Source organism: Leucobacter celer subsp. astrifaciens (assembly GCF_001273835.1).
Lineage (GTDB): Bacteria > Actinomycetota > Actinomycetes > Actinomycetales > Microbacteriaceae > Leucobacter > Leucobacter celer.
In genome coordinates, this window is record NZ_JHEI01000132.1 from 12609 (window position 1) to 25117 (window position 12509).

10 protein-coding genes are annotated in these 12509 nt (G+C 71.3%); 3 read left to right on the forward strand and 7 right to left on the reverse strand.

The window, feature by feature from the left end; all coding sequences use genetic code 11:
- Positions 1–53 precede the first annotated feature (53 nt).
- The 5 genes from AMS65_RS00940 to AMS65_RS00960 all read right to left on the reverse strand — a co-directional run bounded on the left by AMS65_RS00940 (position 54) and on the right by AMS65_RS00960 (position 7329).
- The gene (locus tag AMS65_RS00940) at positions 54–1193 is read right to left on the reverse strand and encodes a pirin family protein (RefSeq protein ID WP_053382313.1); all 1140 of its coding nucleotides are present in this window, start codon (positions 1191–1193) and stop codon (positions 54–56) included.
- A gap of 261 nt (positions 1194–1454) precedes the next feature.
- Complete coding sequence (locus AMS65_RS00945; RefSeq protein WP_053382314.1) at positions 1455–2447, reverse strand: C-terminal binding protein; 993 nt, start codon at positions 2445–2447, stop codon at positions 1455–1457.
- A gap of 4 nt (positions 2448–2451) precedes the next feature.
- Positions 2452–4074, reverse strand: coding sequence for a thiamine pyrophosphate-binding protein (locus AMS65_RS00950; protein ID WP_053382315.1), 1623 nt, complete (start codon positions 4072–4074; stop codon positions 2452–2454).
- Positions 4075–4169: 95 nt separating this feature from the next.
- Positions 4170–5522: an MFS transporter gene (locus AMS65_RS00955; RefSeq protein WP_053382316.1), complete on the reverse strand. Its 1353-nt coding sequence runs from the start codon at positions 5520–5522 to the stop codon at positions 4170–4172.
- Between the two features lie 136 nt (positions 5523–5658).
- On the reverse strand, positions 5659–7329 hold the full coding sequence (locus AMS65_RS00960) for an amidohydrolase (protein ID WP_053382317.1): 1671 nt from the start codon (positions 7327–7329) through the stop codon (positions 5659–5661).
- Between the two features lie 198 nt (positions 7330–7527).
- Between AMS65_RS00960 and AMS65_RS00965 the strand changes: the two genes are divergently transcribed.
- Positions 7528–8451, forward strand: coding sequence for an Lrp/AsnC family transcriptional regulator (locus AMS65_RS00965; RefSeq protein ID WP_053382571.1), 924 nt, complete (start codon positions 7528–7530; stop codon positions 8449–8451).
- A 45-nt stretch (positions 8452–8496) separates the two neighbouring features.
- Positions 8497–9075, forward strand: a complete 579-nt coding sequence (locus AMS65_RS00970) for a dihydrofolate reductase family protein (RefSeq protein WP_053382318.1) — start codon at positions 8497–8499, stop codon at positions 9073–9075.
- Between the two features lie 97 nt (positions 9076–9172).
- Here AMS65_RS00970 and AMS65_RS00975 read toward each other — a convergent pair whose 3' ends face one another.
- Together AMS65_RS00975 and AMS65_RS00980 are read right to left on the reverse strand one after the other, a co-directional pair.
- A complete protein-coding gene (locus AMS65_RS00975) occupies positions 9173–10855 on the reverse strand; it encodes an FAD-binding dehydrogenase (protein ID WP_053382319.1) in 1683 nt (560 codons plus the stop codon).
- Between the two features lie 244 nt (positions 10856–11099).
- Positions 11100–11780 (reverse strand): lysophospholipid acyltransferase family protein, encoded by a 681-nt coding sequence (locus AMS65_RS00980; RefSeq protein WP_053382320.1) that lies wholly within the window; start codon positions 11778–11780, stop codon positions 11100–11102.
- A gap of 282 nt (positions 11781–12062) precedes the next feature.
- Between AMS65_RS00980 and AMS65_RS00985 the strand changes: the two genes are divergently transcribed.
- Positions 12063–12488: a Fur family transcriptional regulator gene (locus tag AMS65_RS00985; RefSeq protein WP_053382321.1), complete on the forward strand. Its 426-nt coding sequence runs from the start codon at positions 12063–12065 to the stop codon at positions 12486–12488.
- The last annotated feature ends 21 nt before the right edge of the window (positions 12489–12509 follow it).

The following is a 12509-nucleotide window of genomic DNA, read 5'->3' on the forward strand; positions in this document are numbered from 1 at the left end:
CGGTGCTCGCTGCGAGGCCGGGGCGCCGCAGCGGCGATGGGAGCCCTACTCTCTCACTGCTTCCGGGGAAGCAGCCGTGCGACGGGCAGAGCGGGGGCCGAGAGCGGCGGCTCCGGCTCGTCCTGCGGCAGGCCGAAGCGATCGGGATCCGGCGCCGGCCGCCCCGTTCCCGAGTCGACTGCGGCGGATCGGGCTTCGGCGGATCGCGCCTCGGTCGATCGTGCCGCGGCAGTCGTGGACCCCGTCGGGCCGCCGGGCACGCCGAGTTCCGCCGGCTCCGCCACGCCGGCGGCCGCGAGCTGGGCCTGCCAGTCGACTCGGGCCTGCACGATCTCGTCGTGGTCGCGCCCGATGAAGTTCCACCACATCACGATGCGCTCGCCCAGGGGCTCGCCGCCGAGCAGCAGCAGGCGCGCGCCGTCCGCCCCCGCGGTGAGGCGGAGGCTCGCGACGCCGGCGGGGAGGAACGCCAGCTGATCCTTCTCAACGGCGGGGGATCCGCGATCCTCCCCGCCCGGCACCTCGAGCGCGACGGAGCCGCTGTCGACGAGCACGCCGTGCTCGAAGACCGCGTCGACCGCGAGCTCGATCGACGCGCCCGGATCGAGCCCGATCTCCGCGCCGAGCAGGGGCGTGTGCGTGCGCACCGGCGAGGCGTCGCCCAGCAGCCTGCCCAGGAACACCTGGGCGCGCCAGCCGGCGCCGGCCAGCACCGGGGGCGCGTAGTGCTCGAAGCCCTTGGCGACGCCGCGACGCCGCTCGGGCAGCGCGACCCAGAGCTGCGCGCCGTGCAGGGTCGTGGTGCCGGGCGTCGAGCGCTCCGAGTGGCTGATGCCGCGGCCCGCCGTCATGAGGTTCAGCTCGCCCGGGCGCACGATCGCGTGGAAGTCCGCGCTGTCGCGATGCTCGATCTCACCCGAGAACAGCCAGCTCACGGTCTGCAGGCCGATGTGCGGGTGCGCCGCGACGTCCATGCCGCCGGTGGCGGCCACGTCGTCGGGACCGTAGTGGTCGAGGAAGCACCAGGCGCCGATGAGCGAGCGGGAGCGCTGCGGCAGGGTGCGGCGCACGTTCATGGCGCGCAGCCCGCCGAGCGGCACATCGCGCGGCTCGAGGATCTCGAACGCGCGGTCGGGCTCGGACTCCGGGGAGACGCAGACGGTCTCCTCCGGGCTGCGTTCCGGGTTGCTCATCGTTCCCCTCCTCGCGCGCGGGCGCCCGGTCCGTTCCGACCCGGGCGTGCCCTCCAGTCTTGCACGTCTCGAGCTGCAACGGCGGGGCGGGATCGGCCGGGCTGTTCCGGCCGGGCGGTGCTGAGCGGGCGGTGCGGGCCGAGCGCAACCGGAAACGCGGAGTCCCGGATGGCTGCTTCGCGTGCGAGGAAGCAGCCATCCGGGACTCCGCGTGCTCTCGGGTACGCGACGAGCGGGTCCCGGGTACGGAAGGGCCGCCGGCTACGCCGGACGGTTGACCGGCGAGTCGGGTGCGCCCGTCTCGAGCAGCGTGATGGCGTTCTGCGCCTGGATGCGCACGTACTCGATCTCCGTGCGTGCGGAGAAGTAGGCGATGTGGGGCGTGAGCACCACATCGTCGCGGCCCAGGAGCGGGTGGCCGGGACTCGGGGGCTCCTGGTCGAGCACGTCGAGCGCCGCGCCGGAGAGCTGCCCCGCGTCGAGCGCCGCGACGAGGGCGTCGTTGTCGATGAGCCCGCCGCGCGAGACGTTCACCAGCACCGATCCGCGGGGCATCCCCGAGAGGAACTCGGCGTCGACCATGTGCGCGGTCTCCGGGGTGAGGGGCAGATGCAGCGAGAGCACGTTCGCCGTGCGGCGCACCTCCTCGAGGCCCGTGCGGGTGACGCCGAGCGCTTCGAGGTCGGCGCGCACCTCCGGGGTGTCGGGCAGCAGCGGATCGTAGCCCACGACCGAGCCGAAGAGGGGACCGGCGAGCCGCGCCAGCTCGCGCCCGATCTTGCCGAGGCCGACGATGCCGAGCGTCGTCTCGCTCAGGCGGGGCGGCGCGGACGGCGACCGGTCGTTCCAGTCGGCGGGGGTGGCGGACGCCGTGTAGAAGGGCAGCTGGCGCACGCTGCTGAGCAGGATCGCGAGCGCGTGCGTCGCCACCTCCTCGGTGGCCGCACCGGGCACGTTGCTCACCCAGACGCCCCGCTCGCTCGCGGCGTCGACGTCGACGTAGTCGAAGCCCATCGACATGAGCGACACGATCCGCAGCTGCGGCAGCGCCTCGATGACCTCGCGGGTCACGGACGCGTAGCCGGGCAGCAGCGCGACGGCGCCCCGGGCGCCGGCGATGATCTCGTCGGCGTCGCGCGTGCCGAGCACCCGCACCTCGAAGCCGTTCTCCTCCAGCAGGCTGATGCCGATCGCCGGATCGGTGTCGTCGATATCGGTGTAGACCGCGATCGGCCGTGCACTGTCGATTGCCATGCCGTTAGTTTCCTTCCGAGAGGTCGAAGTCCGCCTGATCGATGTGGATCAGCTGCAGGCCGCCCTCGCCGACGGCCGCGTCGACCGCGGCGGCGAGCTCGCGGGGAGTGCCTGCCCGACGGCCGGTGCCGCCGAACGCCGCAGTGACGGCCGCCCAGTCGGGCTGAGTGAGATCGACGCCGACCGGGGCGATCCCGGCGTCGACCTCGTTCTGCTTGATCTCGCCGTATCCGCCGTTGTCGACCACGATGACGGTGACGTCCTCGCGCTGCTCGACCACCGTGATGAACTCGTTCATCGAGAACATGAGTGCGCCGTCGCCGATCACCACGAACGACGGGCGATCCGGGCGGGCGATGCGCGACCCGAGCGCCGCGGGCAGACCGTAGCCGAGCGTCGCGTAGGTGGTCATGTACGGGGTCGAGTTCGGCTCGGACACGCGCAGCACGTTCAGCAGACCCCAGTAGGCGATCTGCGAGGAGTCGGTCGAGACGATCGCGTTCTCGGGCAGCACCGCCGCGATGGCCTCCGCGAGCGCGGTGTTCTCGGGGGAGAGCTCCGCGCACTCGGCGCGCGCGGCGGCGAGCGTCGCGATGACCCCCGGAGCGGCGTCGAGGGGCGAGCCCTCGCCGAGCTCGTCGAGGATCGCGCTCAGAGCTGTCCTCGCGTCGCTCACGAGTCCGATCCGCGCCGGCTGGTTCTTGTCGATCTGGGATTCCAGCAGGTCGACGCGGATCACCGCACCCCGCGCCTCCAGCCGCTCCGCCCAGAGCTCGGCCTCGCCGAGCTTCGAACCCACGACGAGCAGCACGTCGGCGTCGCGGGCGCGGTTCCGGGCGGCGGCGAGGCGCAGGTTCGCGCCGAGCGCGAGCGGGTGGTGCTCGTCGAGCACGCCCTTCGCATTGCCGGTCGTCACGACCGGGGCACCGAGCCGCTCGGCGAGGGCGCGCAGCTCCGCGGCCGCGCCGCGGGATCCGCCGCCCGCGAGGATCACGGGATCCTGTGCGGCGGCGAGCAGCGCGGCCGCCTCGGCGACGGCGGCGGGATCGGGATCCGCGACCGGAGCGAAGGCACGCGCCGCGAGGGCCTCGCCCGCGATCTCGGTGGTCTCCTCGAGCAGGTCGAGGGGCACCTCGATGTAGACGGGGCGGGGCCGCGTCGTCGCGAAGAGCTCGAACGCGTCGTGCACCGCCGCGACGGCCTCCTCGGCCGTCTGCACGCGGCGCCCCCACTCGACGATGGCTGAGGCGGCGCCCAGCTGATCCTTCGTCTCGTGCAGCGTGCCGATGTCGGCGAACTCCGCGCCTCGGGCGGGTCCGGGGGAGAGGATGATCATCGGCCGCGACTCGCAGTACGCGGTGCCCGCCGCCGAGAGCGCGTTCAGCAGGCCGGGGCCGCTCGTCGTGATGACCACGCCGGGCTTGCCGGTCTGCAGGGACCAGCCGTCGGCCGCGTATCCGGCACCCTGCTCGTGGCGCGAGGTGACGGGGCGGATGTTCAGCGCGGCCAGCGGACGGTAGAACTCGAGGTTGTGGGTGCCGGGGATCCCGAACACCGTGTCGATGCCGTAGTTGTGCAGGGCCTCGATGATCACCCAGCCGGTCGTGCGCTTGTAGACGGTTTCCATGATTCCTCGCGTCTCGGTTCTGCGGTGCGGCACCGCGTGGTCGGGTCCGGTCCTCCGCGAGCCGCGAGCGTTGCGGCTCGCGGAGGACCGGGGTGCTACTTGTCCGGGTTGTCGATCGTGGTGGTGTCGAGTCGAGGCGTGAACGAACCGGTCACCGGGGCGGCGTCCGAGTGCTGCGGCGCGAAGCGCACGCCGATCCACGCCACGAGGGACAGCAGGCCGAAGAACCCGACGACCGACCAGAAGTTGCCGCCCGTGACGAGCAGGAGCGACGCGGCGATCGCGGGTGACAGGCCGCCCCAGACGGCCGCGCCGATGCCGTAGGAGAGCGACATCGAGGTGTAGCGCGACTGCGGGCGGAACATCTGCGCCATGAGCGTCGACAGCGGTGCCCAGGCCCCGCTCAGCGTCACGCGGATCAGGATCACGAACAGCCAGATCATCGCCACGTTCTTCGCCTGGATCGAGAGCACCAGCGGGATGATCGCGAGGAAGGACGGGATGATGCCGAGGTACATGACCTTCTTCGGGCCGATCTTGTCGCCGAGGGCCGCGATCGGCAGCGTCACGATCATCTCGACGAGCGAGGCGATCGTCATGGCGCCCAGGATGATGGTGGGATCGAGACCGATCTCGGGGCTGTCCGCGTAGTTCGTGACGAACGTCGTCGCGATGACGTAGCCGCCGGAGGACATCGCGATGATGCAGAAGCCCAGCAGGATCGGCAGCCAGTTGTTCCTGAGCGCGAACAGCAGCGGAGAGGACTGCTCGTGGCCCTCCACCTTCTGCTCGAAGACCGGGGTCTCCTCGACGCGGTAGCGCACCCAGAATCCGACGCCGATCAGCACGATGCTGAAGAGGAACGGCACGCGCCAGCCCCAGCTCAGCAGCGCCTCTTCGCCCATCGCGGAGAGTGCCCAGAACGCGCCGGTGGCCATCATAGCGCCGAGCGGGTTGCCGACCTGGGTGAAGCCGCCGTAGAAGGTCTTCCACTTCTGCGGCGCGCTCTCGACGGCCATGAGGCTCGCCCCGCCCCACTCGCCGCCGACGGCGAGGCCCTGCGCCATGCGGCACAGGATCAGCAGGATCGGGCCCCAGATGCCGATGGTCGCGTAGCCCGGCAGCACGCCGACGAGGGTCGTCGCGACGCCCATCAGCACCAGTGTGATGGTGAGCGCGGGCTTGCGGCCGAGCTTGTCGCCGACGTGCCCGAAGATGATGCCGCCGATCGGCCGCATGAAGAAGGCCACGGCGTAGGTGCCGAAGGAGGCGAGCGTGGCCAGTGCGGGCTCGGCCTCGGGGAAGAAGACGTGCGGGAAGATGATCGCCGCGGCGGTGGCGTAGACGTAGAAGTCGTACCACTCGATCGAGGTGCCGACGAGGGCGGCCATGCCGCCCTTCAGCGCCCTTCTGTGCGTGTTCGGCGCTGCGGCCGTTGATGAGGACATGTGAGCTCCTTTGCTGGGTGCCTGTTGGGTTCGTTGGGTCTTGCGGGGGTTCTGCTCGACGGGCTCGGGGAGCGGTGGTCCGACGCGCGAACGGGCGGGTCGGTTCCCCGGGCCCCGTCGAGGGGCGGGTGCGGGGTCAGCGCGCGTAGACGCGCTCGCCCCCCACCCAGGTCGACGTGACGCGGATCGCGGAGATGCTCGCCGTCTCGGTCTCGTACGGGTCCCGATCGAGCACCGCGAAGTCGGCGCGCTTGCCGGTCTCGATGCTGCCGAGCTCGTCCTCGCGCCCGAGCGCGCGGGCCGCCGAGATGGTGTGAGCGCGCAGGGCGGTGTCGAGCGATACCGCGAGGTCATCGGACCCGAGCTGCGTACCGCGCCGGGTGATGCGCGAGACGGCGGCTTGCACGGCCTCCATCGGACGCGGGTCGGCGACGGGCGCGTCGGAGGAGATCGTCACCGGGACGCCGGCGCGCTCGAACTCGCCCAGCGGGTTGAAGCGCTCGCCCGGGGTGCCGACGGCCTGCTCCACGCCCTCGCCCCAGTTGTAGTGGTGCTGGGGCTGGTTGACCGGGTAGATCCCGGCCTTCGCCATGCGAGCGATCTGCTCGGGGGTGGGCAGGCCGCAGTGCTCGATGCGGTGCCGGGCGTCGGCGTCGGGACGATCGGCGAGCGCGGCCTCGATCGCGCCGATCACCATCTCCAGCGCGGTGGGCGACTGCGAGTGCGTGGCGGTCTGCAGGCCGACGCGGTGGGCCTTGCGGATGAGCTCGGCGTAGTCGCCCGGCTCGTGGTAGAGCTGGCCGGTGCGGCACGGGTCGCCGACGTAGCCGTCGGGGAAGTAGGCGGTCCATCCGCCGAGGGTGCCGTCGGAGTAGAACTTGATGCCCGCGAAGCTCAGGTGCTCGTTGCCGAACTGGCCGTGCAGGCCCATCTCGATGGCCTCGTCGAGCAGGTGCGAGAGCAGGTACATGCTCACGCGCACCTTCAGGTCGCCCGATTCCGCCAGGCGGAGGTACATGTCGAACTCGCGACGGCTCACCTGAGCATCGCCGATCGTGGTCACCCCGCCCGCGAGGAAGTTCTCCTGCGCCGCGGCGAGCTGCTTCTTGTGCTCCTCCGGCTCGTCGGCGAGGTGGAAGTTGGGGCCGTGGTGGCCGATCTTCACGCCCTCGAGCCCCGTGAGCACATTGCAGGCCGCGTCCGAGAGCTCGCCGGTCAGTTCGCCGTGCTCGTCGCGGAAGAACTCGCCGCCCTGGGGGTTCGGGGTGTCCCTCGTGACCCCGTGCAGCTCGAAGGTGTGGGAGTTGACCACACCGCCGTGGCCGGAGGCGTTCATGAGGTAGACCTCGCGATCGGTCGCGACCTGGTCGAGCTCGAATCGGGTGGGGTGCCGGCGCTCTGCGAGGTTGCGCTGCTCGTAGCCGTAGCCGCGGACGGGGCGCCCCGCGGGGAGGGTCTTCGCGGCCTCGCGCAGCAGTTCCACGATCTCGGGGATCGAGCCGGCCTTGTCGGGCCCGCAGTCGACCCAGCTCATCATCTGTCCGAGCATGAGCGGGTGCGCGTGGGCGTCGATGAAACCGGGCACCACGGTGGTGTCGCCGAGGTCGACGAGTTCGGGGGCGAGCGCGCTCACCTCGACCGCCGCGGCGCGGCACGCGTCGATCGTTCCCACGTGCCGGATCCGGTCCCCGATCACGAGGAATGCCTCGGGGGCGCTCCCCGAGTTGTCGAGGGTGTGGATCCGCGCGGCGGTGACGATCTTCGGCGCGGTGAGGGCGGGGGCCTGGGTGAACGCGAGCTTGCGCACGGTGAACTCCTTCGTCTCGAATCGATACGAGAGTACGCTCCCTTCGCGCTTCGCGAGAAGCAGAAAAAGTGTGGAATCGGGTGCTGCAGATGTTATGTCGACGCAGCGTGGCATTTCTTCGTGCAAAAGCGTGAGAATCTGAGTAATCGCAGAGTTTTTGTCGATATGACGGCCGGTCGATCTGGCATGATTCTGAGCATGGACGAATTCGATGAGGACCTCATCCGCGCTCTGCAGCTCGACGGCCGGGCGCAGTTCTCGGCGCTCGCCGCCGATCTCGGGGTGCACCGCACGCTCGTCGCCCAACGTGTTCATGACCTGCTCGCGTCCGGCGAGATCAGGATCCTCGCCGCGGTGCATCCCCGAGCGGTGGGGCTTCCGATCCAGGCGAATCTGCAGCTGCGCATCAGCGGTCCGACGTCACCGGTGTTCGAGCGGCTGAGCGAGTTCACCAACGTGGTCTTCCTGTCGGAGATCAGCGGCCAGTCCCAGGCCGTGGTCGAGGTGTGGGCGGCTGATCGAGAGGACGTCGGCCGCTCCGTGCGGGCGATCCAGGCGATCGAGGGGGTGGTCGATATGCAGTTCTCGCTCTACGATCGGGTGCTGCGCCGACTGCGGCTCGGCGAGGATCCGGAGCTCAGCGATCTGCTCTTCGACGACTTCGACATCGCGCTCATGGCCGAGCTGCAGCTCGACGGTCGCCTCACCTTCGGCGAACTCGCGCGGCGCACCGGTCGGTCCGCATCCGCCTGCCGCGCGCGTGTCATGAGACTGCTCGACTCGGGTGTGATGCGCATCGGAGCGGTGCGCAGCCGCCGCAGCACGACGAGCTCCGTGCTCTCGGGTGTCGGGATCATCCTCAGGGGAGACGCGGAGGGCGCTGCCGCGGCCGAGGAGCTGCTGCTCGGCATCCCCACCATCGAGTTCGCGGCGCGCACGCTCGGGCGCTACGGGCTGATCGCGACGATCGCGGCGCGCTCGCTGGCCGACTACACGGAGATCGTCAGGATGATCCGCGCGCACCCGGGCGTGCACCTCGTCGAGACCTGGATGCACGCCTTCGTCTGGCTGGAGCGCTACGAGTGGAGCCTCGACCGCCTGGAGCGCAGCCGGAACGCGTGATCGCGGGGCTTCGCGTTGTCAGGGGTGCAGAGTAGCGTCGCAGGCATGGGACGCATCATCTTCGACACCGCCACCACCATCAACGGCTTCCTGGCCGACGAGCACCACTCCCTCGACTGGCTGTTCGCGGTCGAGAACGGCGACGCCCCCGCAGACGGACTGTACCCGGCCGACGCCGCGGTGCTGGTCGAGGGCTCCTCGACCTACGAGTGGGTGCTGCGCTACGAGAAGCTCCTCGAGCGGCCCGAGCGATGGCGCGAGCTGTACGGCGAGAAGCCCACGTTCGTCTTCACCTCGCGTCGCCTGCCGGTGCCCGAGGGCGCCGATGTGCGATTCGTCTCGGGCGACGTCGCGCAGGCGCTGCCCGGCATTCGCGCGGCGGCCGACGGCGGCGATATCTGGGTGGTCGGCGGCGGTGACCTCGCCGGGCAGTTCTACGATGCGGGTGCGCTCGACCGGATCGAGCTCTCCGTCGCGCCGGCGGCGCTGACCGCCGGTGCCCCGCTGTTCCCGCGCCGGGTCGGGCCGGAGCGGCTGCGACTGGTCTCCGCCGGAGCGGTCGGTCAGTTCGCGCGTCTCGTCTACGACGTGCTTCCGGAGGGAGGCGTGCCCCGCGGGCAGTGAACGCCCGAGATCCCGATTCCTGTCAGGGCCGGGCCCGGCCCGCGACGGACATCGGGATCTCACGCCCGGCGGACGGAGCTGGGAGCGCACGTGCGGGCTATCCGCCGATGTCCTCGGCGACGGCGCGGCCCGCGGCCCGGCCCGAGAACAGGCAGCCGCCCAGGAAGGTTCCCTCGAGCGCGTTGTAGCCGTGCACCCCGCCACCGCCGAAGCCCGCGGCCTCACCCGCGGCGTACAGGCCCGGGATCGGCTCGCCGCCCGCGTCGAGCGCCCGCGAGCCGAGATCCGTCTGGATGCCGCCGAGGGTCTTGCGGGTGAGCAGGTGCAGCTGCACCGCGATGAGCGGTCCCGCGGCGGGGTCGAGCAGCCGGTGCGGCGCGGTGGTGCGGGTGAGTCGGTCGCCGAGATAGCGCCGCGAGTTGCGGATGCTCATCACCTGGGCGTCCTTCGAGAACGGATTGCGGATCTCGGCGTCGCGATCCCGGATCACCCGTTCGACGGCGTCCGCGGTCAGCAGCGGTTCGGGGGTCAGCGCGTTCATCTTCGCCACGAGCTCCCGCACCCCGTCGGCGACGACGAAGTCGGCGCCGCGATCGACGAAGGCCTGCACGGGCCCCGGCGCCCCGCGCCCCAGCCGGGTCCTGAGCAGCAGCTTGCGGTCGCGGCCGGTGACGTCGGGGTTCTGCTCGGAACCGGAGAGCGCGAACTCCTTCGCGGCGATGCGGCTCGTCACGATGAACCACGAGTGGTCGTGCTCCGCGAGCCCCTCGCCCGTGCGCAGCATCCGCAGCGTCGAGAGCGTGTCGTGCCCGGGCAGGCCGGGCGGCGGCAGCCGGCGGCCGAGCGCGTCGAGCCACAGCGGTGAGGGGCCCGGCAGGATCCGGATCGCGTGCCCCGGCCACACCGGGTTCCAGTTGCGCACGCCCTCCGTGTAGTGCCACATGCGATCGCGGTTGACGAGCCGCGCGCCCGCGGCCTCCGCGATCCCGAGCATGCGACCGTCGACGTAGGCGGGCACCCCGGTCACCATCCGCCGCGGCGGCGTGCCGAGGCGTTCGGGCCAGAACCGGCGCACCAGATCATGGTCGCCGCCGATGCCGCCGCTCGCCACGATCACCGCTCCCGCGCGCAGCTCGAAGTCGCCGACGGTCTCCCGTGAGGAGACGGCGCCCCGCGCGTTCGTGTCATCTCCGAGGATGCTGCCGCGCACCCCCACGACACGCCCGTCCTCCACCACGATCCCGTCGCAGCGGTGCCGGTGCAGGATCCGCGTGCGTCCGTCGGCGGCGGCGTCCTGCGCGGCGGCGATGAAGGGGTCGACGACTCCGGTGCCCGTGCCCCACGGCACGTGGAATCTCGGCACCGAGTTGCCGTGCCCGCCGGCGGTCAGGTCGCCGCGCTCGGCCCAGCCGACCACCGGGGTGAGCTCGATGCCGGCCTCGCGGATCCAGGCCCGCTTCTCCCCGGCCGCGAACTCGACGTAGGCCCGGCCCCAGCGCTCCGCCCAGCCGTCGTCGGGGTGCTCGCCGTCGAGACGATCCCACCGCGCGCTGCCGCGCCAGTCCTGCCACGCGAGTTCGAAGGAGTCGCGCACGCGCAGACGGCGCTGCTCGGGCGAGTCGACGAGGAAGAGCCCGCCGAACGACCACCAGGCCTGACCGCCCAGATCCTGCGGCCCCTCCTGGTCGATGATCACGGTGCGCAGCCCTGCGCGGTGGGTTTCGCGTGCGGCGACGAGCCCCGAGAGCCCGGCACCCACGATGATGACGTCGGCGTCCATGCTCCCCATTGTGCACGGTTCCGTGCCGCCGCAGAAGAAGTCGGCGGCGGTGAGAAGTCGGGCGGCTGGGGTTGCGGTTGCAGCTGGGGTTAGGGGCTGGGGGCTGCAGCTGTGGTTGCGGCTGCGGATCATATGGGATCTGCCGAAGATATGGGGTTCCAGCGACGAGGCGGTTCTATCTTCTGCAGATTGCAGATCTTCTGCCGGCTCAGACGCCGGTTCGGGCACCGGCTCAGGCGGCGGCTCAGGCGCCGGTGCCCGTGGCGTGCCCGTCGGCGCGCTCCTGGCCCGTGAGCGCGTGGATCGCGGCCATGATGCGCTCCGTGGCCTCGCGCCGCGCCCGGCCCCCGGGCAGCTCGGCGAGGTCGTCGAGCGGGATCGGGGCTCCGAAGCGCAGCTCGACGCGATCCGGGCGGCCGGTCGCCGGGTTGCGCAGCCTGCGGTTCGTGCCGATGAGGCCCACCGGTACCACCGCTGCGCCGGTCTCGAAGGCCATCCAGGCCGCGCCGCCCCGTCCGCGGTAGAGGCGGCCGTCGCGCGACCGGCTGCCCTCGGGGAACACCGCGAACACGTTGCCCGCCGCGAGCACCTCCCGGCCCGCGTCGAGCGCGGCCTGCGCGGCGGACGACACCTCGCGGTGCACGGGGATCGCGCCGATCTGCCGGAAGAACCAGCCGCCCAGGCGTGAGCGGAAGAGCGACGCCTTCGCGAGGAACTGCACCTTGCGCGGCGAGAAGGAGGGGATCAGGATCGTGTCGAGTCCGGAGAGATGGTTGCTCACGAGCAGCACGGGCCCGGTGGCCGGCACGTGCTCGCGGCCCGTGATCCGGGGCCTGAAGCGCAGCCGCAGCAGCGGCCGCAGCACCGCGCGCCCGATCGTGAAGACGGGACCGGGGTGCACAGGGGAGGCCGCTGCGGAACTCACGGCTTCGAGCCTACTCGCCGGAACCGGCCTCCCCGTGGTTTCCGCCGGGCGAGCGAGCGGAGCGAGTCGAAGCCGGCTGCCGGGGCTCCCGGATGCTCCGGGTTTCGACTCGTCGCTGCGCTCCTCGCTCAACCGGCGGGTGGTAGTGCTGCGAGATGGATCCTGCGACTCGCTCCTCGCTCAACCGGCGGAAACGACCGTGCGATGCGGGGAATCGTCGCTTTTGGTGAACGACTCAAAATAGTATTTTGAATAAATCAAAATAAGGGATATGGTTGGAGTATGGAAGCCGGAATCGACACCACGCTGCGCGCAGCCGGACTGCGGGCGACCGCGGGCCGGGTGGCCGTGCTCGAAGCGCTGGCCTCCATGCCCCACTCGGACGCCGAGCAGGTGTTCCGCGTGGTCGCTCGCGAGCTGCCGACGACCTCGATCCAGTCGGTGCACAACATCCTCGCGGATCTGACGGCGGCGGGTCTCATCCGCCGGATCGAGCCGGCCGGATCCGCGGCGCTCTATGAGCGGCGCATCGGAGACAACCACCATCACGTCGTGTGCTCCCGCTGCGGGGCGCTCGCCGACGTCGACTGCGTTGTCGGGCATGCGCCGTGCCTCGACCCGTCCTCCACGACGGGATTCACCATTCAGACCGCCGAGGTCACCTTCTGGGGGCTCTGCCCCGACTGCCAGAAGGCCCCGGCCGCATAGTCGACGCCGCTCTCGCCCCGT